The sequence below is a fragment of the Pseudomonas asturiensis genome, assembly GCF_900143095.1.
Classification (GTDB): Bacteria; Pseudomonadota; Gammaproteobacteria; order Pseudomonadales; family Pseudomonadaceae; genus Aquipseudomonas; species Aquipseudomonas asturiensis.
This window is the reverse complement of sequence record NZ_FRDA01000007.1, coordinates 190,466-211,813: the sequence shown is the minus strand read 5'-3', so window position 1 is coordinate 211,813 and position 21,348 is coordinate 190,466. Positions and strand designations below refer to the sequence as shown.

Annotated in this window: 18 protein-coding genes; 12 read left to right on the top strand and 6 right to left on the bottom strand. The window is 61.1% G+C overall.

The genetic code is table 11. From position 1 onward, the window contains the following. Positions 1–71: 71 nt before the first annotated feature. The 7 genes from cpdA (at position 72) to BUB69_RS14790 (ending at position 8,228) form a co-directional block, all read left to right on the top strand. Positions 72–878, top strand: a complete 807-nt coding sequence (gene cpdA, locus BUB69_RS14820) for a 3',5'-cyclic-AMP phosphodiesterase (protein ID WP_073168009.1) — start codon at positions 72–74, stop codon at positions 876–878. An 88-nt stretch (positions 879–966) separates the two neighbouring features. Further along, positions 967–1,584 (top strand): YqiA/YcfP family alpha/beta fold hydrolase, encoded by a 618-nt coding sequence (locus BUB69_RS14815; protein ID WP_073168008.1) that lies wholly within the window; start codon positions 967–969, stop codon positions 1,582–1,584. A 76-nt stretch (positions 1,585–1,660) separates the two neighbouring features. Next, positions 1,661–3,565, top strand: coding sequence for a DNA topoisomerase IV subunit B (gene parE, locus BUB69_RS14810; protein ID WP_073168006.1), 1,905 nt, complete (start codon positions 1,661–1,663; stop codon positions 3,563–3,565). Next, entirely contained in the window at positions 3,562–4,566 is a 1,005-nt protein-coding gene (locus tag BUB69_RS14805) for an esterase-like activity of phytase family protein (protein WP_073168004.1), read from the top strand. The genes parE and BUB69_RS14805 overlap by 4 nt, the downstream gene beginning before the upstream one ends. Next, entirely contained in the window at positions 4,563–5,084 is a 522-nt protein-coding gene (locus BUB69_RS14800) for a retropepsin-like aspartic protease family protein (protein ID WP_024687541.1), read from the top strand. The genes BUB69_RS14805 and BUB69_RS14800 overlap by 4 nt, the downstream gene beginning before the upstream one ends. A 10-nt stretch (positions 5,085–5,094) precedes the next feature. Beyond that, positions 5,095–7,350 carry a DNA topoisomerase IV subunit A gene (parC, locus tag BUB69_RS14795; RefSeq protein WP_073168002.1) on the top strand — a complete coding sequence of 752 codons (2,256 nt, stop codon included), beginning with the start codon at positions 5,095–5,097 and terminating at the stop codon, positions 7,348–7,350. A 182-nt stretch (positions 7,351–7,532) separates the two neighbouring features. Next, complete coding sequence (locus BUB69_RS14790) at positions 7,533–8,228, top strand: PqiC family protein (protein WP_163032116.1); 696 nt, start codon at positions 7,533–7,535, stop codon at positions 8,226–8,228. A gap of 252 nt (positions 8,229–8,480) precedes the next feature. Here BUB69_RS14790 and BUB69_RS14785 read toward each other — a convergent pair whose 3' ends face one another. Continuing rightward, positions 8,481–10,034 carry a HAMP domain-containing protein gene (locus BUB69_RS14785; protein WP_073167998.1) on the bottom strand — a complete coding sequence of 518 codons (1,554 nt, stop codon included), beginning with the start codon at positions 10,032–10,034 and terminating at the stop codon, positions 8,481–8,483. 130 nt (positions 10,035–10,164) lie between these two features. On the opposite strand from BUB69_RS14785, the gene serB reads away from it, so the two are divergent. Continuing rightward, positions 10,165–11,379, top strand: coding sequence for a phosphoserine phosphatase SerB (gene serB / locus BUB69_RS14780; protein WP_073167996.1), 1,215 nt, complete (start codon positions 10,165–10,167; stop codon positions 11,377–11,379). A gap of 42 nt (positions 11,380–11,421) precedes the next feature. On the opposite strand, the gene BUB69_RS14775 is transcribed toward serB, so the two are convergent. From BUB69_RS14775 to BUB69_RS14760, 4 genes are all read right to left on the bottom strand, one after another. Then, on the bottom strand, positions 11,422–13,212 hold the full coding sequence (locus BUB69_RS14775) for a molecular chaperone (protein ID WP_073167994.1): 1,791 nt from the start codon (positions 13,210–13,212) through the stop codon (positions 11,422–11,424). Positions 13,213–13,390: 178 nt separating this feature from the next. After that, a complete protein-coding gene (asd, locus tag BUB69_RS14770) occupies positions 13,391–14,269 on the bottom strand; it encodes an archaetidylserine decarboxylase (RefSeq protein WP_163032129.1) in 879 nt (292 codons plus the stop codon). Positions 14,270–14,324: 55 nt separating this feature from the next. Further along, complete coding sequence (gene rhdA, locus BUB69_RS14765; protein WP_073167990.1) at positions 14,325–15,140, bottom strand: thiosulfate sulfurtransferase; 816 nt, start codon at positions 15,138–15,140, stop codon at positions 14,325–14,327. Between the two features lie 45 nt (positions 15,141–15,185). Further along, complete coding sequence (locus BUB69_RS14760; protein ID WP_073167988.1) at positions 15,186–16,721, bottom strand: HDOD domain-containing protein; 1,536 nt, start codon at positions 16,719–16,721, stop codon at positions 15,186–15,188. A gap of 206 nt (positions 16,722–16,927) precedes the next feature. Between BUB69_RS14760 and motA the strand changes: the two genes are divergently transcribed. Next, positions 16,928–17,779 (top strand): flagellar motor stator protein MotA, encoded by an 852-nt coding sequence (gene motA / locus BUB69_RS14755; protein ID WP_073167986.1) that lies wholly within the window; start codon positions 16,928–16,930, stop codon positions 17,777–17,779. A gap of 3 nt (positions 17,780–17,782) precedes the next feature. Next, on the top strand, positions 17,783–18,802 hold the full coding sequence (motB, locus tag BUB69_RS14750; RefSeq protein ID WP_073167984.1) for a flagellar motor protein MotB: 1,020 nt from the start codon (positions 17,783–17,785) through the stop codon (positions 18,800–18,802). A gap of 63 nt (positions 18,803–18,865) precedes the next feature. Here motB and rsgA read toward each other — a convergent pair whose 3' ends face one another. Then, positions 18,866–19,897: a small ribosomal subunit biogenesis GTPase RsgA gene (gene rsgA / locus BUB69_RS14745; RefSeq protein WP_073167982.1), complete on the bottom strand. Its 1,032-nt coding sequence runs from the start codon at positions 19,895–19,897 to the stop codon at positions 18,866–18,868. Positions 19,898–20,006: 109 nt separating this feature from the next. Here rsgA and orn point away from each other — a divergent pair, with 109 nt between their 5' ends. Next, on the top strand, positions 20,007–20,540 hold the full coding sequence (gene orn, locus BUB69_RS14740) for an oligoribonuclease (RefSeq protein WP_073167980.1): 534 nt from the start codon (positions 20,007–20,009) through the stop codon (positions 20,538–20,540). Between the two features lie 112 nt (positions 20,541–20,652). Next, positions 20,653–21,264, top strand: coding sequence for a trimeric intracellular cation channel family protein (locus tag BUB69_RS14735; RefSeq protein WP_024695743.1), 612 nt, complete (start codon positions 20,653–20,655; stop codon positions 21,262–21,264). Positions 21,265–21,348: the final 84 nt, after the last annotated feature.

The window sequence follows — 21,348 nt, the reverse complement described above, 5'->3', positions numbered from 1 at the left end:
CTCCATATTCCGGGTTTACCCGTACCGCTCGCCGTCACATAATCGCGCTGAATCCTCTCCAGGAGACGGCCTTGCCGAGCGCAGCCCCTTCATCGTCAGTTTTGCTGGTCCAGCTATCCGACAGTCATCTGTTCGCCGAGGCGGACGGCACGTTGCTGGGCATGAATACCCGTGACAGCCTGGAAAGGGTGGTCGAACGGGTGATTGCCGAACAGCCGCAGGTCGATGCCGTGATTGCCAGTGGGGATATTTCCCAGGATGGCAGTGTGGCGTCGTATGAGGCGTTTCAGTGCATCAGCCAGAAAATCAAGGCGTCAGCGCGCTGGTTTGCCGGCAATCACGATGAATCGCCGCAGATGGAGCACGTGGCACAGGCTGCCGGTTTTCTGGATCCGGTTCTGGATGTTGGCGCGTGGCGTGTGACGTTGCTGGACTCTTCAGTCCCAGGATCGGTGCCCGGTTTTCTGGCTGAGTCACAGTTGCAACTGCTCGAGCGGTCGCTGAGTGAAGCGCCGGACAGGCATCATCTGGTCTGCCTGCATCACCATCCGGTCGCTATCGGCTGCGAATGGATGGCACCGATCGGGTTGCGCAATGCCGATGCTTTTTTCGGCGTTGTGGATCGGTTTCCTCACGTGCGAGCGGTGCTCTGGGGGCATGTGCATCAGGAATTCGACCAGGTACGCCAGGGCGTGCGTCTGATGGCTTCGCCCTCGACCTGCATCCAGTTCGCGCCGGGCAGTGACGATTTCAAGCTCGACACCCTTGCACCAGGCTATAGATGGTTGCGTCTGCACGATGACGGGCAGCTGGAGACCGGGGTTTCCCGAGTGGTCGGCATGGTTTTCGAGGCCGATTACGGCGGCACCGGTTACTGAAACACTGGACGCACGTGTTTCCAGTGAGGTGTTGTCGCGTGAGTCCCTGTAAACTACGCGGCTTTGCATCGCACTCAGGAGCGGCAGCGTGACCAGCGAATTACCTTCATTGCTGTACATCCATGGCCTGAACAGTTCTGCGCGGTCGAAAAAGGCCTGTCAGTTGCTCGCCCTGATGAAATTGTTGGGTCTTGCCGAACGACTGCAAGTCCCTGAACTGCATCATCATCCACGTCAGGCCATGGTTCAGCTTGAGTCAGCCATCGAGGCGCTGGGTCGGCCTTTGCTGGTCGGCAGCTCGCTCGGGGGCTACTATGCGACTCATTTGGCGCAGCGCCACGGCCTCAAGGCGGTGCTGATCAACCCGGCTGTCAACCCGCATCAGTTGTTCGACGGGTTCCTGGGTATGCAGCAGAATCTGTACACCGGCGAGCAGTGGCAGCTGACGCAAGGCCACATTGAAGCGCTGGCGGAGCTGGAAGTGCCCGCACCCCAGGATCCGCGGCAGTTTCAGGTGTGGCTGCAGACCGGCGACGAGACGCTTGATTACCGCCGCGCCGAAGCTTTTTACCGCGCCTGCGCACTGCGCATCCAGCCCGGCGGCGACCACAGCTATCAGGGGTTTGCCGAGCAACTGCCGGCACTGCTGAGCTTTGCCGGTTTTGCCCCAGCCAAGTTGCAGGGGATCGATCTGTCGGCGCTGTAAGTGACCCACTTGCGGTCATAGAGATGAAAGAACATTGAACCCCCGAACTTTAATGAACGATTGATAACGAGAACCCATGGCCAATCCCAGCGCTAGCTCTTATAACGCAGACGCCATCGAAGTCCTCTCGGGCCTCGATCCGGTTCGCAAACGTCCTGGCATGTACACCGACACCTCGCGGCCCAATCACCTGGCGCAGGAAGTCATCGATAACAGTGTCGACGAAGCCCTGGCCGGTCACGCCCGCTCGGTACAGGTCATTCTGCACGCCGACAATTCCCTTGAAGTGTCCGACGATGGTCGCGGCATGCCGGTGGACATTCACCCGGAAGAAGGCGTATCGGGCGTCGAGCTGATCCTCACCAAGCTCCACGCAGGCGGCAAGTTCTCCAACAAGAACTACCAGTTTTCCGGCGGCCTGCACGGCGTGGGGATTTCGGTGGTCAACGCGCTGTCCACCCAGGTTCGGGTGCGGGTCAAGCGCGATGGCAACGAATACGAAATGACCTTCGCCGACGGTTTCAAGGCCACCGAGCTGGCCGTCATCGGTACGGTCGGCAAGCGCAACACCGGCACCAGCGTGTATTTCGCGCCGGATCCCAAATATTTCGATACACCCAAGTTCTCCGTCAGTCGCCTCAAGCATGTGCTCAAGGCCAAGGCTGTGTTGTGCCCGGGCCTGCTGGTCAGCTTCGAGGACAAATCCAGCGGCGAGAAGGTCGAGTGGCATTACGAAGACGGCCTGCGCTCCTACCTGCAGGATTCGGTCACCGAGTTCCTGCGCCTGCCGGACGAGCCTTTCTGTGGCAGCTTTGCCGGTAACAAGGAAGCGGTCGACTGGGCGCTGCTCTGGCTGCCGGAAGGTGGCGACAGTGTGCAGGAAAGCTACGTCAACCTGATCCCGACGGCGCAGGGCGGCACCCATGTCAACGGTCTGCGTCAGGGGCTGCTGGATGCGATGCGCGAGTTCTGTGAGTTCCGCAACCTGCTGCCGCGTGGCGTGAAGCTCGCCCCGGAAGACGTCTGGGAGCGCATCGCGTTCGTGCTGTCGATGAAGATGCAGGAACCGCAGTTCTCCGGCCAGACCAAAGAGCGGCTGTCATCGCGTGAAGCGTCGGCGTTCGTGTCCGGCGTGGTCAAGGATGCGTTCAGCCTGTGGCTCAATACCCACTCCGAGCTGGGCCTGCAACTGGCCGATCTGGCGATCAACAACGCCGGTCGCCGCCTGAAGGCCAGCAAGAAGGTCGAACGCAAGCGCATCACCCAAGGCCCGGCACTGCCCGGCAAGCTGGCCGATTGTGCCGGGCAGGACCCGGCGCGTTCCGAGCTGTTTCTGGTCGAGGGGGATTCGGCAGGCGGTTCGGCCAAGCAGGCGCGGGACAAAGAGTTTCAGGCGATTCTTCCCCTGCGCGGCAAGATCCTGAACACTTGGGAAGTGGACGGCGGCGAAGTGCTTGCCAGCCAGGAAGTGCACAACATCGCGGTCGCCATTGGTGTCGATCCAGGTGCTGCCGATATCAGCCAGTTGCGCTACGGCAAGATCTGCATCCTGGCCGACGCCGACTCGGACGGTCTGCACATTGCAACCCTGCTGTGCGCATTGTTCGTCCAGCACTTCCGTCCATTGGTTGACGCAGGCCATGTGTACGTCGCCATGCCGCCGCTGTACCGCATCGACCTGGGCAAGGAAATCTACTACGCGCTGGACGAAAGCGAGCGCGACGGGATTCTTGATCGTCTGGTGGCCGAGAAGAAACGCGGCAAGCCGCAGGTCACCCGATTCAAGGGTCTGGGCGAGATGAACCCGCCGCAATTGCGTGAAACCACCATGGACCCCAACACCCGGCGTCTGGTGCAGCTCACGCTGGACGACTACGCGGCGACCTCGGAAATGATGGACATGCTGTTGGCCAAGAAGCGCGCCGGTGATCGTAAAAGCTGGCTCGAGTCAAAAGGCAACCTGGCCGAGGTCATGATTTGACACGAGCCTGGCTCGCAGCCCTCTCTCTGGTGGTGGCCCCGGCTTTTGCGATGCAACCGCTGGAGGCCCTGAAGTTGCAATCCGAGCATCCCGTGGAGGGCATGGTCGGAGGCAATCTGTCGGGTCTGGCCATGTGCAACGGCCGGCTGTGGACGGTTTCCGACCGTGACGACAACCTGCTGTACAGCCTGGATGTGTCTGATCGCACCTGGAAGGCCGAGCCCCATGTGATTGAGGTGCCAGCCCCCGAGAGTGATTTGCCGCTGAACCTGCGTTCGCTGGCCAATCTGTCATCGATGGTGCGTGGCGGCAGCATGGATTTCGAGGGCGTCAGCTGTGATGCGCAGGGCAATCGCTATCTGGTGAGCGAGGCTTACGGCACTGTGCTCAAAGTGCCGGTGGACGGTGTTCCGGCGTGGCTGGCCTTGCCCCATGAACTGGTGGCGCAGGCGCGGGCCAACGGCATGCTGCAGCACTTCAATGCGATCTTCGAAGGCATTGCGGTAAGCGCCGCGGGCGACCGGATCTGGCTGGCGGCCGAGCGCGAGAAGCGCGGACTGCTGGTGGTACAGCGTGACAAGGATCAGTGGACCTGCGGGCAGAGCTGCGTGCTGCTGGCCGAAGGGGGCCAGGACACCCTGCCGCCGGAACAAAAGCGTCAAAAGGTCTCGACGGATTTTTCTGATATCTCGCTGTATAACGGCAAGCTGTTCACGCTGGAGCGCTCGGTGTATCGCATCTGTCGCCGGGAGCTGGAAACCGGGCAGATCGAACGCTGCTGGTCGTTTGCCAGGGAAGCCATGCTGCCGTCACGCCGTTATGATCAGCCTTATGGGTTGACCGAGGCGCTGGTGGTGGACGAGACGGGCGCCTGGATCGGCATCGATAACAACTTTGGCGCTCGCGCTGATGGCGAAAAGCGCCCGATCGTCTGGCGCTTCGCTGCGCCCAAGGCCGGCTGGGGCGGCGGTCAGGCAATCGACTGGGATGACGTTAAATGAATCAGGCGGTTCCCGGCAGGCGTGCCGGCAAGATCCTGATGATCATGGCCTGGGCGGCAGGTATCTTTCTGGCCACGCGTTTTTTCGGTGAGTGGGAAGACAAGCAGCAGAATCCTAACGCTGTGGTCTCATCGCAGCACGGCGATGGCTACATCGAGGTGCAACTGGTGGGCAATCGTCAGGGGCATTTCGTCAGTACCGGCCAGATCAACGGCCGGACGGTAGAGTTCATGATTGACACCGGGGCGACCGATGTCGCCATTCCCGGTGATATGGCCGACAGCCTGGGCCTGAAACGCGGCCTGCCGGTGACGGTCAGTACGGCCAACGGCAATAGCCAGGGTTTTCGGACCTCGCTCGACCGGCTGCAATTGGGCGACATTGTCCTGACCAACGTGCGCGCCCTGGTGGCGCCCGGTCTGGACGGCGATCAAGTGCTGCTGGGCATGAGCGCAATGAAACAACTCGAATTCACACAGCGTGGCGGCAACTTGCTGCTGCGCCAGTCAACACAATGATGAGGCCCGCATGAGCGACTCCCTTGACCTCAGCCTGGATGGCGTAGAACGCCGCTCGCTGGCTGACTTCACCGAACAGGCCTACCTCAACTACTCCATGTACGTGATCATGGACCGTGCCTTGCCGCATATCGGCGACGGCCTGAAGCCTGTACAGCGCCGTATTGTCTACGCCATGAGCGAGCTGGGCCTGGGCGCAGACGCCAAGCACAAGAAGTCGGCGCGCACCGTGGGTGACGTGCTCGGCAAGTTCCACCCGCACGGCGATTCAGCCTGCTACGAAGCCATGGTGCTGATGGCCCAGCCGTTCAGCTACCGCTATACACTGGTGGACGGTCAGGGCAACTGGGGTGCGCCGGACGATCCCAAGTCGTTCGCGGCCATGCGTTACACCGAGGCGCGTCTGTCGCGCTACTCCGAAGTGCTGCTCAGCGAACTGGGTCAGGGCACTGCGGACTGGGTGCCGAACTTCGACGGAACCCTGGACGAACCGGCCGTTTTGCCTGCGCGTTTGCCGAACATCCTGCTCAATGGCACCACCGGCATCGCCGTGGGCATGGCCACGGATGTGCCTCCGCACAACCTGCGTGAAGTCGCCAGCGCCTGCGTTCGCTTGCTGGACGAGCCCAAGGCGACGATTCAAGAGCTGTGCGAGCACATCCTGGGCCCTGATTACCCGACCGAAGCGGAAATCATCACGCCCCGCGCCGATCTGCTGAAAATCTACGAAACCGGTCGCGGTTCGGTGCGCATGCGCGCCGTGTATCGCATCGAAGACGGGGACATCGTGGTCACTGCGCTGCCGCATCAGGTGTCCGGTGCCAAGGTCCTGGAGCAGATCGCTGCGCAGATGCAGGCCAAGAAGCTGCCGATGGTAGCCGACCTGCGTGACGAGTCGGACCACGAGAACCCGTGCCGCATCGTGATCATTCCGCGCTCCAACCGCGTCGAACTCGACGAGTTGATGCAGCATTTGTTTGCGACCACCGAGCTGGAATCCAGCTACCGGGTCAACATCAATATCATCGGTCTGGACGGCAAGCCGCAGCTCAAGAACCTCAAGACGCTGCTCAGCGAGTGGCTGACCTTCCGCATCGGCACGGTGCGCCGTCGCCTGCAGTTCCGTCTCGACAAGGTCGAGCATCGCCTGCACCTGTTGGACGGTTTGCTGACCGCGTACCTGAACCTGGATGAGGTGATTCACATCATCCGCACGGCCGAGCACCCGAAGGCCGAGTTGATTGCACGTTTCGACCTGTCGGAGATCCAGGCTGACTACATCCTCGACACCCGTTTGCGTCAATTGGCGCGTCTGGAAGAGATGAAGCTGCGCAGCGAGCAGGATGCGTTGCGCAAAGAGCAGGCCAAGCTGCAGGCGTTGCTGGGCAGTGAGTCCAAGTTGCGCAAGCTGGTACGTTCCGAACTGATTGCCGATGCCGAGACCTATGGCGATGATCGTCGCTCGCCGATCGTGGCGCGCGCCGAAGCCAAGGCGCTGTCCGAAAACGAGTTGATGCCGACCGAGCCGGTCACCGTGGTGCTTTCCGAGAAAGGCTGGGTGCGCTGCGCCAAGGGGCATGACATCGACGCCACCGGACTTTCCTATAAAGCGGGCGATGGCTTCAAGACGTCCGCCATCGGGCGCTCCAACCAGTTTGCGGTGTTTATCGACTCGACCGGGCGCAGTTATTCGGTGGCCGCGCATACCTTGCCGTCCGCGCGCGGGCAGGGCGAACCGTTGACCGGCAAGCTGCAACCGCCGCCAGGCGCGACCTTTGAGTGTGTGTTGCTGCCTGAGGATGAATCGCTGTACGTGATCGCGTCCGACGCCGGTTACGGGTTCGTCGTGAAGGGCGAGGACCTGCAGGCCAAGAACAAGGCGGGCAAGGCGCTGCTCAGTCTGCCGAACGGCGCGAAAGTCATCCTGCCGCGCCCGGTTTCCGATCGCGAGCAAAACTGGCTGGCGGCGGTCACGACGGAAGGGCGTCTGCTGGTGTTCAAGATCAGCGACCTGCCGCAACTGGGCAAGGGCAAAGGCAACAAGATCATCGGCATCCCCGGCGAGCGGGTCGCCAGTCGCGAAGAGTACGTGACTGATCTGGCCGTCATCGCGCAGGGCGCGACGCTGGTGCTTCAGGCGGGTAAACGTACGCTGTCCCTCAAGCCCGAGGATCTGGAGCATTACAAGGGGGAGCGCGGCCGTCGCGGCAACAAGCTCCCGCGTGGCTTCCAGAGAGTCGATGCCCTGTTGGTGGAAAACAGCTGAAAATATTGATCTGGCGCCAGTGTTCTTCGTTTTGCCACGAAGTACGATGCATAATCGCTGGAGTCATGATGAATATTCACGGATGATATGGGGTCTTGGGGCGAATGCAGGCTCAGTGCCTGTATCCGTCTGAAAGTACTAATACTGTGGCTTTCCCGTGGGGCCGCCACCTGGATGGGATGATGAATTTTCTACGCCTTCCCCTTGTCCTGTTGATGACCGGCGTTCTGGGTCTGGCCGGTTGTAGCGTGAACCAGCCGACCGCGCTTTATCAACTCGACAGCGGCGAGCCAGGTCAACCGAAACAAGCGAGTGGCCTAGCTGTATTGCTGGGCCCTGTCTCGGTGGCCGACTATCTGCAACGTGAAACCCTCTTGCAACGACAGCCTGATGGCACACTGACCGCTTCGTCCGATGGGCGCTGGGCGGGCAATCTGTCATCTGACATCGATCAGTTGCTGCTGCGTCAGTTGGCCTGGAAGCTGGATAGTCAGCGCGTCGTGCTGGCACCGGCAGTCGCCAACTTTTCACCGGATGTTCAGGTGGTGCTGTCAATTACCCGTCTTGATTCCGGTGCCAGGCAACCCGCTGTTCTGGACGCGCAATGGCGTCTGCTGGACCGCAAAGGGCACGTGCGCGACAGCCGATTGGTACACCTTGAGCAGGTCCATGCCGGCAGTTCGGCCGATCAGGTCAAGGCGCAGGGCATGCTGCTGCAACGCCTGGCTGATCAGGTCAGTACCGCCATCAAGCCGATCTCGTGGCAGCCGGTTGATGAGCCGAAAAAAGCGCCGGTGGCGCGCGCCAAAGAGGCCGACAAGCCTCGTATCCCGATGGCTTCGCCGATCCGCACTGATCTGGAAGTGTTTCGCTTCTAACGCTCAGATAACAAAAAGCCCGCAGCGATGCGGGCTTTTTGTTGGGTGTTATTCCGAGGCCGGTCAGCGTTCGACGTGACCCAGTGCGTCACGGCGCATGCCCACATCCCGAAAAGCGCAAGACGCGAGTTATGAACGGTGGCTGTTCACAACCCTGTGGAAGGCGGCTTGCCGGCGATGCGATGTCTGGTCTGCCAATAGAATCTGCTGGACTGACGCCATCGCTGGCAAGCTGCCTTCCGCGGTCTGGCGTCAGGCCTTGTTCGTCTCGTGCATGCGCGCCAGTTGGCGTTCCAGCATGGACGGGTAGGGTTCCATCAGGCGTTCGACGCAGCACGCGCCTTCGGGGCTGGCGATCGGGCGTATGCGCGCGCGTTGGCGGATGAGCGCGTCGTCGTTGATCTTGCGCTCCACCAGCAGCAGGTTGCGGCTGTGTTGCGACAGCGCCAGTGCATCCTGAGCGGTTTCGGTCAGCAGCAAATCGATTTGACTCAGGCCCCCGAGGTCCTCGCCCAGCGTCAGGCCCAGTTGCAGCTGCAAGGTGATGCCGCTGTCTGCCACTTCGATCTGCAGGGCGTGGCTCAGTGCGCGCAACAGCTCGCCGCAGCAAATCGCGTTGGTGAGGTAGTCGTCGCCGCTTTCCTGGCTGTGGAACAGCATCAGGGTGCTGCCGTCGTTCAGGGTATGCAGTTCACTCTCGTAGAGAGAGGCCGCCTGATCAAGGCAGTCACGGTAGCGCTGCAGCAATTCGGTGAGTCGGGCCCGGGGCAGGCGACGCAACTGATCCTGCGCACCCAGTTGCACAGCCAGAACAGCGCTGTGCTGCGGCTCGCTGGAGACCACCGGTGCCACGACAGGACGAGCCACCGGCGCTGAGCCCGTATGCTCGGACGTATCGCGCAGCTCGGCGAAGGGATCATCACCGTCGTCGTCTTCATCTTCCTCGGCCACGATACGACGCTGCACCGGCGGTGCAGGCAGCCGAGGCTTGGCCACAGGCGCGGTGTCTCGTGCAGAGAAGGACGGGCCCGGTTTTTCGTCCGGCTCAAGGTAGGGGTCGTCGCCTTCGTCTTCTTCGTACTCAGGCTCCGGCACCGGCTCGGGTTCCGGGACGGGCGGGGCGAAGGAGGTGCGCAGTTGACGCGCCAGATCGCCGATTTCATCCTGGCGATCGGTTGCAGGCGTGTACGGGTCGATGTCGCGCAGCCAGATACGCATCTGCATCAACGGCGTGGAAATATGGCGACCCAGGCGCAGGCTCAGGGCCAGCGCCAGTGCCAACAGGATACCCGCCAATATGCCCATGCTCTGCAGGCTGATGGTCATCGGCTGCTGAAACTGCGACATGTCGAGGCTGATGCGCAGATGGCCCGCCATCACGTCCTGGAACGTGATCTTGATTTCATACAAGCCCTGAGCTTCGCCCAGCAGCCCGTTTTTCGGGCGCTGACCCGCTTCGGCAAGAATGCGGTTATCCACGCTGTAGATAGCGGCGTGCGCCACCAGCGGGTTCTTGACCAGATTGCCCAGCAGCACGTTCAGACTGAGGATGTCGTTGGACACCAACAGCTCGGTGGCCGAGGTGGCGGTCTGGGTCGTCAGGGCCTGCCCCAGTGCGTCAGCCTGTTCATGCATGGCCTGCTTGAACTGCAGGCCCATGACACCGGCGTAGATCACCAACGCCAACGCGACCAGGATCACGTTATGGCTGGCAATGCGCAAAGCGATCGGTACACGGCGATGACGCAGGGCACGAAAGATGAGCAGGAAGAAATTATCGGTTTTAACGGGCGTGGGCCGGTTCACAGAGCACGGCTCTTTCGGTGAAGTTGCCGCGCAGTATAACGACCGACCTTGTAGCGGCAAAGCGCTGCCGGTGCCCGGTGGTCACTGAAAGTGGTTAGAATGCGGTTTTTTTCCACTGCGGGGGTGCGCCTTGCGCGAAATCGTCCTGATTAACATCACCGGTGTAGACCGTCCCGGTCTCACTGCGGCCATCACCGGCGTCCTCGCCCAGGGTGGCGTGAACATTCTCGATATTGGTCAGGCCGTGATCCATGACACCCTGTCGTTCGGCATCCTGGTTGAAATTCCGGGAACCGGGCAAGGCTCTTCTGTGCTCAAGGACATCCTGTTCACCGCCTACAAGCTGGATCAACAGGTGCGCTTCACGGCGGTGTCCGAAGAGGATTATCAGCACTGGGTCGAAGGCCAGGGCAAGGCACGTCATATCGTGACGCTGCTGACCCGCAAGGTGACGGCCGAGCAGTTGCAGTGCGTCAGCGCCATTACGGCCAAGTACGGTCTGAATATCGATCAGATCGACCGCCTTTCCGGGCGCATGCCCCTCGATACGCCTGCTGACAAGGGCAAGGGCTGCATCGAGTTTTCCGTGCGCGGCGAGCCCGCCGACCTGAAAGCCATGCAGGCCGAATTTCTCAGCGTGGCACAGGACCTGAACGTCGACATTGCGTTTCAGCAGGATTCGCTGTTCCGGCGCAATCGCAGGCTGGCCGTGTTCGACATGGATTCGACCTTGATCGAAGCTGAAGTCATCGACGAGCTGGCCAAGGCGGCCGGCATCGGCGAGCAGGTGTCCGAAATCACCGAGCGGGCGATGCGTGGCGAGCTGGATTTCCGTGCCAGCTTCAAGGAACGTCTGGCCTTGCTCAAGGGCCTGGACGTCAGTGTGCTGGATGAGATCGGTGCTTCATTGCGTCTCACCGAAGGCGCCGAAACGCTGTTCGCCGAGCTCAAGCGCCTGGGTTACAAGACCGCGATTCTGTCGGGCGGTTTTACCTACTTTGCGAAGCAGCTACAGGCGAAGCTGGGTATCGACTATGTGTTCGCCAACGAACTGGAAGTGGTGGATGGCAAGGTCACAGGCGTCGCCGTCGAGCCTATCGTCGATGCGCAACGCAAGGCCGACCTGCTGCGTGAGCTGGCGCACAAGGAAGGGTTGAGCCTTGAGCAGACCATTGCCGTCGGGGATGGGGCCAATGACCTGCCGATGCTGGCAATTGCCGGGCTGGGCGTGGCGTTCCGCGCCAAGCCACTGGTCAAGCAGTCGGCCAAACAGGCAATCTCGACGCTGGGTCTGGATGGTGTTCTGTATCTGCTGGGTTTCCGCGACCGCGAAGCCAGGGGCTGAATCCTCCCGTAGCTGCTGCACTCATGTGAATGTGTGCGGCGGTTACAGCGTGCCCCACAACGAATCGAATTCCTGCCCTGGCCTCGGCCCGGGCTTTTCGCTTTCGGCGACCTTGGGTGCGTCGTAGACCTGGTACTCGAACTGGTTGTAGCTGGTGCTGCTGATCTGGCGATTGCTCAGTGTGGCGCGTCGCTCTTCGCCATTGAGATTGATCATGACCTTGCTGCCGTCCTGAAAGGGCAGGCGTGGGGCGAGCACTGTTGCGGGTTTGCCCATGGCGCGGACCTCGGGCAGCATCAGCGTGCGCAGGTACTGGCTGCTCTGCTGTTCCCGGACCAGTTGCATGCCGCTGGGTTGGGCGAACGGTGCGATCAGCTCGATGCCCATCTGGGTGCCGCCGCCGCGAACCTGCCGGACCCAGCGCACGATTGCGATGCTCCAGCCCTGACCCGAATCGTCCTGAATCCCCAATAGCTCTCCGGCCTGCAGTTGCGCAGGCACCTCCTTTTGCCACGCCAGGCAGTAACCGCCAGGGCTATGGTTGACGATATTCACATCAAACGTGGGGAACGTATTCTGGGCGTTGGACGAGGCGTCTGCGTCGTTGTCGCTTTTCTCATATGCAATTTCTTCATACGGCAGCAGGACTGACGAAGTGTTGCCGCGATGGGTATCGAAGGCGCCAGCCCAGGGATCTTCCTCGTTGTCGTTGACCACCTTGAGGGAAAAGTCCGCCACGATGCTGGCTTTGTTCAATTGCAGCAATTCACTGAACGGTTTCTGGCCCGCCACGTAGTAGTGGAGGGCGCTCATGCCTATGCATAGCTTCAATGTGCCCTGGCCCGCCGTGCGCTGGAACGTGCGCTCTGCCACGTCGCCCCAGGCCGCTGCCAGGTGTTGCAGCAGGTCGGTGTTGATGCCGGTCGGAATGAGCAGCTTTGACGGTGTGCGCTGGCCGTCCGGCAGTGCCAGGTAATGATTGATCGAATCAGCCAGCGCCAAGGGTCTGATCCCCATCAGCTTGGGCAATTGCTCGTCGCTGAACAGGGTCCTGTAAAGCGGCGGTTTGTCCGACGTGAGATCCAGGGCAAACAGGCTGCTTTCATCGGCTGGCACCTGCAGCGTGACCAGCGCACTCCAGGCTTCCAGCGCATCCGCGAGTTTGCCGATGTTCAACTGACGCATCTGATTGCAGCGTGAGCAGCCCATCATCAGGGCGATCACGTAGGTCTGTTCAGGGCTCAGGGTACTGGTGTGGTGAGCAACCGGCTCATCAACCTGCACCTGGTGGAGCTGGAACTGGCGGGCGATCTGATAGAGCTGATGCAACTCCAGCCAGAGCCCGTCCTGCACAGGGCAGTACAATTGATTGGCGCGGATCAACGGTCCGTTGAGGCCGTGCAGCGCGCGCTGCAAGGCCGTGGCGAGCAGCACGCTCTGATCCTTGCTGTAGGTCGGGGCGACTTGCTGGATAACCTGCTTGTAGCCGGTAGCCAGATGATTCTGCAGGGCCTGGCAGAGGTTGGCGACCTTGCGCGGCCGCTCGTCGAGCACGATGGCCTGATTGAGAAAGTGGCGTTCAAGGTGTTTGCAGACGAAATAAACTTCCGGTCGCAGCAGTTCAAGCATTTGCAGGCGGTTGTCACTGGCAGTGATCAACTGGTTGAGCTCGGACAGCCCTTGATAAAGCTGCCGGGCCATTTCGCCGAGGTTTGCCTTGGGCAGGCGGGAGATCCAGCGTTTGAGGTCGCGGGGTGTGGCTTCACTGAATGACAGGCTCGACTGTGTCGGCGTGGGGGCACGCAACAACAGAGGGAGGCTCAAATTACTCATGTGACAGGCGAACTCCAATACTCACTGGCCCGAACGGTGGCTTTGAATGGGCGACCTCACACACCCTTGCGGATTGAGTGTGAATTGACGCCCATGAAAGTGCGAAGTTTCCTACTTCACCGATGGCCCGACTTTACCAGCATCGATGCCGTCACGCAGCTATTATGGCCTGAGGCCATTAAGCAGACGGGGCTTCTACCGGTACGGCAATCGCCTGGCCCATCTGGACCTTGGAAAGAGCACTTAGTTGCTCAGCCCACTTCACCTGGTTCGGTCCGAACAGCACGATGGCGGTGGAGCCAAGTTTGAAACGGCCCATTTCGGCACCTTTTTCGAGGTGGATCGGCGCGCGGGCCGCTTCGTCGTAGCTGAAGGTTTTCAGTTCGCGCTTGGGCGGCGTGACCAGTCCGGCCCAGACTGTTTCGACCGAAGCAACGATCATTGCGCCGACCAGTACAACGGCCATCGGGCCGCGTTCGGTGTCGAACAGGCAGACGACGCGCTCGTTGCGGGCAAACAGTTCCGGCACGTTTTCGGCCGTGGTCTGGTTGACCGAAAAGATGCGGCCAGGGACGTAGACCATTTCACGCAGGGTGCCGGCCAGAGGCATGTGAACGCGATGGTAATCCTTGGGCGACAGATAAACAGTGGCGAACTCACCGCCCATGAACGGTGCTGACAGTTTCGGGTCGCCGCCCAGCAGCTCCAGTACGCTGAAGCTGTGGCCCTTGGCCTGGAAGATGCGGCCGTGATCGATCGAACCCAGCTGGCTGATGGCACCGTCGGCGGGCGAGAGCACTGCGCCAGGCGTGGTGTCCAGTGGGCGCGCATCGGGCTTGAGCGCACGGGTGAAGAAGGCGTTGAAGTGCTCGTAGGCCGTCACGTCTTCGACCAGTGCCTGAGACATGTCGACCTGATAACGACGGACGAACCAGGCCGTGAAGGCATTCTTGAACCAGGCCACGCGGCACTCGGCAATCAGGCCAGCCAGACGGGACAGCAGGTGGTGCGGCAACAGGTACTGGCTGAGGATGAACAAGCGATCTTTCATTGATATTCCTGAATCTTGGTAAAGAAGCTGGCGCGGCTCACGCGGGCGAGCCGGGCCGTAGTCATTTTTCGACAGGGGTGTCCGGGTGATTGCCCCACTCGCCCCACGATCCGGCATACGCCTTGACCCGTGGATACCCCAGCGCCTTGGCCACCAGATACGTGAACCCTGAGCGGTGGTGAGTCTGGCAGTGCGTGATCACTTCCTTGTCTGGCGTGATACCCAGGTCTTGCAGAATCTGCGGCAGGTCCTTGCGGATGCGCAGGTTGCGCGCCTTGTCCATGCCTGCGGTCCATTCGAAGTTGGCAGCGCCGGGCACATGCCCACCCTTGGCAGCCAGTACTTTTTCCCCCGAGTACTCGGTGGGGCCGCGTGCATCCCAGACCGCGAGGTCGGCACTGCCCAGTCGGCTTTGCAGGTATTCGCGGGTGGCGGTGGGTTCGTCGTGCAGCTTCAGCGCAACCGGAGCCTCTGCCATTGGCGGGACGTCGCGGGTCAGCGGCAGCGACTGCGCTTCCCAGGCCAGCAGGCCGCCATCCAGGTAGTGATAGCGGTGGTGACCAATCACGTCCAGCAGCCAGATAAAGCGACCGGCCCAGCCGCCGCCTTCATCGTCATACACCACGTAGACCGCGTCCGGGTTGTGGCCCAGTTCGCCGAACAGCTTTTCGAGGTCGGTGTGCGCGGGCAGCAGACCGGGTGCCGGTGGCTGGCCGAGTTGAGTGCGTTTCGGGTCGACAAAGCGAGCGCCAGGAATATGCCCGGCGTCGTAGCGGGCGCTGCTGGTGAGGTCGACCAGAATCAGTTCCGGGGCGTCCAGGCGCTCCAGCAGGTCATCGGTTTCGATGACCAGCGGCAAGCTGGCGAATACGGACATGTGCAGCCTCCGATATAGGTAAGGAGGCGAATTGTACGCCAGCCCTCACGCTTTGCGATGACTAAAGATGCCCAGCGCCCGTTCAATACATTGCGCGGTTTTTCCGAATGCTTGAACGGAAATTTCTGACAGCGCGCCACCCCCCTGATCCGCAACCACCAGCATCATGACTTTGCCATTGCTGCTCAGCGAGCGAATCAGCCAGTGCTGACCACTGAACAGCGTTTTGAGCGGCGCAGGCAGCAGGGCCGAGAACTGCGCGATGTTGGCGGGCGTCATGCGCAACTGGGTGGGCTGGGCCAGCAGCCGTTGCAGGACAGTGCTTTCCTTTATGAACAGCTGTAAAGCGCCCGCCTCGGGCGCAAGCCCCGCAGATTGATGCACGCGCAGCACGGTGCCGGTCTTGTCCATCATCAGCAGCATGACCCGCTGCATGCCGCAGGCGACCAGTGCATCGCGCGCCGACGTGGTCAGGTGCATTGCATTGATGAAGGGCGTCGGGTCCTGCAGCAGTTCGGCGCATTGCTTGCGCCACTGCTGCAGGGCATCGGCCGAGGGCGGCGGTGCCGGTTCGTTGTCTCGTCTTACGCGGCGCGCATCCCAGGGCCAGATCAGCGATTCTGCCGGGTGCCACAAGTCTTTTTCACTGTGATGACGTGCGCTGCTCGCCGCATTCTGGTGGGCCTGCTGCTGCACATCGCTCAACGACTGTTGCAGGTAGAGGCTGGTCAGCCGCTCCCAGCGCAGACAGTGCGGGCTGTTCCAGGCGTGCTGCGCCGCCAGTGCCAGACCATTGCCCAGCAGCACGGTATTGGCCGGCTGATTCAGCCAGCGGCGCAGGTTCGGGTCGGCGTCCATCATTTGTTGCTGATGCAGCGGGTCGTGATCCTCGCGGGCGATACGCAACACCTTGACCAGATCACGTCGTTCGTTGAGCAGCAATTTGTAGCCGCGCGTGACCCAGACCGGCAGCCGCCAGTGTTCGGCCAGCGCCAGACCCAGTTCCAGCAGGTTGACGCCGAACAGTTCCTTTTCAACGGCAATACTGGAATGGCCTTTGTGGATGACCCGCAGCTCCAGCTGTTCCAGCAGCTTGGGGTAAGCCAGGGCGATGGGCCACAGCGGCGCAAGAAACAGCAGGCTGCCCAGATGAATGTCCTGCCACAAGCGCGCCAGACGGCTGGCGAACAGGCCGTTGGCCTGTTGCGTGGCGTGCTGGCTGATCAGAATCAACTGTCTGAAGGCCACCGGAATATCTTGCGCCGGTTTGGCGGGCAGGCGGCCCAGCAGGATTTCGGTCCGTGCCAGCCCCAGCCGGTTGATCGCAATCTCCAGGCTCTCGGCCTGCTCGGTTATGCCATGGGTGTGATGATTGGCCTCGCGCATCACGCTGAGTACCAGCGCAGGACTTTCCTGCATCATTTCCGCGATTTCACGCAGCGAGCGGCGACTGTCGTTCAGCGCTGCCCGGACCCGCTCATGATTGGCGGCGGGCACTGGCAGGTCGACGCCATCCAGCAGCCTGACCCAGGCGTCGAGGGTCTTTGGAACCGGCAAATGTGAAGCATGCGTTGTCGACATTCGATGGCCTGTACAGCTGATTTTCGAGCTGGGAGGCTGCCAGCGTTCAGGGGCGCAACAGCCATTTTCGATCCCGCAATTCCGGGCCGAACTGGTTTTTAGCAAGAACTGACTATAGTCTGGCCCAGTTAGGCCGATAAGGAGAAGAAGAGTTTCAAGAACTTCCGGACTGTCCCTGAACCCGACTCAGTAAAGTATTTTCTCCTATGGCTAAAATTATCGGCATCATCGTCGTTTTCGCGAGCGTTCTCGGCGGATACGTCCTGTCTCACGGCAAGATCATGGCCCTGTTTCAGCCCTACGAGGTGTTGATCATCGGCGGCGCGGCGCTGGGTGCATTCTTGCAGGCCAACCCCGGCCACATGACCATGCACGTGTTCAAGAAGTCGCTGAAAATGTTCGGCACACGCTTCACGCATGCCTATTACCTTGAAGTGCTGGGCCTGGTTTACGAGATTCTCAACAAAAGCCGTCGCGAAGGCATGATGGCTATTGAGGGCGATATCGAAGAACCGGCCTCAAGCCCGATCTTCGCCAAATACCCGGGTGTGCTCAAAGACGAGCGCATGACCGCGTACATCTGTGACTACCTGCGCATCATGTCGTCGGGCAACATGGCTCCCCACGAGCTGGAAGGCCTGTTCGACATGGAGTTGCTGAGCATGAAGGAAGAGCTCGAACATCCGTCCCACGCCATCACCGGTATTGCCGACGGCATGCCTGGTTTCGGTATCGTCGCGGCGGTACTGGGTATTGTGGTGACCATGGCGTCCCTGGGGTCGGGCGACAAGGCTGCCATCGGTATGCACGTAGGTGCGGCACTGGTGGGTACGTTCTTCGGTATTCTCGCGGCGTACGGTTTCTTTGGTCCGCTGGCGACGTCCCTGGCTCACGATGCCAAGGAAGAAATGAATGTTTACGAGAGCATCAAGGCGTCTTTGGTGGCCTCGGCTTCAGGCATGCCGCCTTCGCTGGCCGTCGAGTTTGGCCGCAAGGTGCTTTACCCGCTGCATCGCCCCAGCTTCAGTGAGCTGGAACAAGCGGTTCGCGGTCGCTAAGCCATGGAAAATAATCAGCCGATAATCATCAAGCGCGTCAAGCGCTTTGGTGGCGGGCACCACGGCGGTGCCTGGAAAATCGCCTTTGCCGACTTCGCGACGGCAATGATGGCGTTCTTCCTGGTGCTGTGGCTGATGTCGTCCGCCACGCCTGAACAGTTGATCGCGGTGGCCGGTTACTTCAAGGACCCGGTCGGCTTCACTGACAGCGGTTCGCCGTATGTGATCGATCTGGGTGGCTCGCCCGAGATGTCGCCTGACCAGACCCTCAACCCTGAGGTGAAAACCACGCCGTCTCCAGACACCGTGCCTATTGAATCCGATTCGGCCGAGTCCAAGGCTGAGGCCGTCGAGCAGGAACGCCTCGAACTGTTGCTGCAGGAGCTGCAGAACAAGGTCGAAGAGAATCCGCAGTTGCAGAAATTCAAGGACCAGATTCTGTTCGAGATTACCCAGGACGGCTTGCGCATCCAGATCATGGACGCCGACAACCGCCCGATGTTCGACTCTGGCAGTGCGCGTCTGAAGCCTTACTTCGAAGACATTCTGCTGGCGATGGCAGACACCATCAAAAGCGTGCCGAACAAGATCAGCATCAGCGGCCACACCGACGCCACACCGTTCATTGGCAACGGCGGTTTCGGCAACTGGGAGCTGTCGGCCAACCGCGCCAACGCGGCCCGTCGTGCGCTGATTGCAGGCGGTTACCCGGATCCGCAGGTGGCGCGCGTGGTGGGTCATGCGTCTTCGGCACTGTACGATCAGGAGAACCCGACCAACCCGGTGAACCGTCGTATCGACATCGTCGTACTGACCAAAAAGGCTCAGGCGCGTATCGAGGGCTCGCAGAATTCGGGTGGCGCACCGCAGACGCCTCCGGCACCCAAGGCTCCAGGTGCGCCTGGCGCTTCAGCGGCGCCAGCGCCGGTCGATCCGCAGGCCTACGCACAGCCCCACGAGATCCGGCAAAAGCTGAACATCTTCGAGCAGGGCACGTTAAAGGTCGAGCCAGCGCAGAACTGAGCCACAGCACTTGCAAAAACGCCGCGATGATCGCGGCGTTTTTGTGTGCGGTTCAGGTGCTGATCAGTAGCTTTCTTCCGGCAGGCTGGCAATGATCGAGCGGTAGCTGTTCATGCGCTGCTGATGGACTCGACCGTCTTCCAGTGCCTTGAGCAAGGCACAGCCCGGTTCGCGGTCATGCTTGCAGTCACGGAAGCGGCACGTGCCGATCAGGTCGTTGAACTCGATGAAGCCGGCTTCCACGTCGGCGCGGCTGACGTGCCCCAGACCGAATTCGCGAATGCCCGGCGAGTCGATGAGGTCGCCGCCACGCGGGAAGTGGAACAGTCGCGCGGTGGTCGTGGTGTGCGTGCCCTGACCGGACAGCTCGGACAGCGGACCGACTCTCGTTTCGACTTCCGGTAGCAGGCTGTTGACCAGCGAAGACTTGCCGACACCCGACTGACCCACGAACACACTGATGTGGCCGTCGAGCTGGCTTTGCAGCTTCTGCATGCCGTCGCCGTGATGCGCGGACACTTCCAGCACCGGATAACCCAGCGAACGATAGACTGCCAGCAGCGCGTTGAGCGCAGGCGCATTCTGCTCGTCGATCAGGTCGGCCTTGTTGAGCAGCAGCAGCGGGTGAATCCCGGCGTGCTCGGCGGCGACCAGATAGCGGTCGATCAGGTTGGCGTGCGGCTCGGGCATTGGCGCGAAGACGATGACAATCAAATCGACGTTGGCCGCTACCGGCTTGAGCTGGCCGCGTGAATCCGGGCGGCACAGTTCGGTGGAGCGCGGCAATTGCGCGACGATCACGCCAATGCCCTGGTTGCCGGCACGCCAGACGACGCGATCGCCGGTGACCAGTGCAGGCAGGTTGGCGCGCAAATGACAGCGGAACACCTGGCCGATCTGTTCGCCTTCCTGGGCCTCGACTTCGACCTGAACGCCGAAGTGTGCGATGACCAGGCCCGTCTGTTCGGGGCCCAGGTCGCCGCCTTCCAGCGTTTCGAGCGCGACAGACTCGCGTTTGGCGGCGCGGGCAGCACGTTCGCCCTGAATCTTTTCGATGCGCCAGTTTTGACGACGATTGAGTTGGCGTTTGGCCATGGGTGTTCCGATGTGATGAAACCGATGAATTAGGCAGTACGTTGAATCGGGCGCCAGTCTAGCACGGCAGGGTGAGCTAAACTGCGCGCCTACGCTGAGGAGTCGTCACATGCAGAACAAGCAGAATCTTATCTGGATCGACCTGGAAATGACCGGTCTGGACCCTGACACCGATGTCATCATCGAAATGGCCACGATCATCACCGACAGCGAGCTGAACACGCTGGCCGAAGGCCCGGTGCTCGCCATCCATCAAAGCGACGAAACGCTGGCGCGCATGGATGAGTGGAACACCCGTCAGCACGGCGGCTCAGGTCTGACGCAGCGGGTACGTGAAAGCTCGGTCACCATGGCCGACGCCGAAGCGCAGACTCTCGCCTTCATCATGCAGTGGGTGCCCGAACGCAGCTCGCCGATCTGCGGCAACAGCATCTGTCAGGATCGCCGCTTCCTGTACCGCCACATGCCGAACCTGGAACACTACTTCCATTACCGCAACTTGGATGTCTCGACGCTCAAGGAACTGGCTGCGCGCTGGTCGCCGAACCTCAAGTTCCAGAAGGGCAGCACCCACCTGGCGCTGGACGACATCCGCGAGTCGATTGCCGAATTGCGTTTCTATCGCGAGCATTTCATCAAGTAACACGCGGTGCCGGTGCAGTGAATACCGATTCACTGCACTCTTTCAGTGCGCAAGCCTTTCGGCGCACTACCGCGCTGGTTAAACTGCGCGCCCTTGCCGCAGAGTCGCCACCATGTTGCTGATGCTTTATCTGATTGCCATCACCGCTGAAGCCATGACCGGCGCGCTGTCGGCCGGACGGCGGGGCATGGACTGGTTTGGCGTGGTGCTGATCGCCTGTGTCACAGCCTTGGGTGGCGGTTCGGTGCGCGATGTGCTGATCGGTCACTACCCGCTGACTTGGGTCAAGCATCCTGAATACCTGGTGCTGACCAGCGTTGCAGCACTGGTGACGATCTTCATTGCCCCGCTGATGCGCCACCTGCGTTCTCTGTTTCTGGTGCTCGACGCGCTGGGGCTGGTGGCCTTCACCCTGATTGGCTGCATGACCGCGCTGGAAGCCGGACACGGCATGCTGATTGCGTCAGTGTGCGGTGTCATTACCGGCGTCTTCGGCGGCATCCTGCGGGATATCTTCTGCAACGACATCCCGCTGATCTTTCGCCGCGAGCTCTACGCCAGCGTGTCATTTCTGGCCGCGTGGTGCTTCCTGTTGTGTGGCTATCTGGAACTGCCCGCCGAGCAGGGCGTGCTGATCACCCTGTTCGGCGGTCTGCTGCTGCGCCTGCTGGCGATCCGTTTCCACTGGGAAATGCCCAAGTTCGTCTACAAGGATGAGCCTTGATCTGATAAGCCCATGGGTGTTTAAAACGGTTGGTGGAGACAGATACTGTGGTAAACGGCTTGTCGGCGATAGCGTCAGTGCAGT

What these genes read in the sequence shown, in the direction of transcription:
- parE (WP_073168006.1), top strand. Translation starts at nt 1,661, where the DNA reads ATGGCCAATCCCAGCGCTAGCTCTTATAACGCAGACGCCATCGAAGTC.
- BUB69_RS14800 (WP_024687541.1), top strand. Translation starts at nt 4,563, where the DNA reads ATGAATCAGGCGGTTCCCGGCAGGCGTGCCGGCAAGATCCTGATGATC.
- parC (WP_073168002.1), top strand. Translation starts at nt 5,095, where the DNA reads ATGAGCGACTCCCTTGACCTCAGCCTGGATGGCGTAGAACGCCGCTCG.
- BUB69_RS14790 (WP_163032116.1), top strand. Translation starts at nt 7,533, where the DNA reads ATGAATTTTCTACGCCTTCCCCTTGTCCTGTTGATGACCGGCGTTCTG.
- BUB69_RS14775 (WP_073167994.1), bottom strand. Translation starts at nt 13,212, where the DNA reads ATGAGTAATTTGAGCCTCCCTCTGTTGTTGCGTGCCCCCACGCCGACA.
- rhdA (WP_073167990.1), bottom strand. Translation starts at nt 15,140, where the DNA reads ATGTCCGTATTCGCCAGCTTGCCGCTGGTCATCGAAACCGATGACCTG.
- BUB69_RS14760 (WP_073167988.1), bottom strand. Translation starts at nt 16,721, where the DNA reads ATGTCGACAACGCATGCTTCACATTTGCCGGTTCCAAAGACCCTCGAC.
- motA (WP_073167986.1), top strand. Translation starts at nt 16,928, where the DNA reads ATGGCTAAAATTATCGGCATCATCGTCGTTTTCGCGAGCGTTCTCGGC.
- motB (WP_073167984.1), top strand. Translation starts at nt 17,783, where the DNA reads ATGGAAAATAATCAGCCGATAATCATCAAGCGCGTCAAGCGCTTTGGT.
- rsgA (WP_073167982.1), bottom strand. Translation starts at nt 19,897, where the DNA reads ATGGCCAAACGCCAACTCAATCGTCGTCAAAACTGGCGCATCGAAAAG.
- orn (WP_073167980.1), top strand. Translation starts at nt 20,007, where the DNA reads ATGCAGAACAAGCAGAATCTTATCTGGATCGACCTGGAAATGACCGGT.
- BUB69_RS14735 (WP_024695743.1), top strand. Translation starts at nt 20,653, where the DNA reads ATGTTGCTGATGCTTTATCTGATTGCCATCACCGCTGAAGCCATGACC.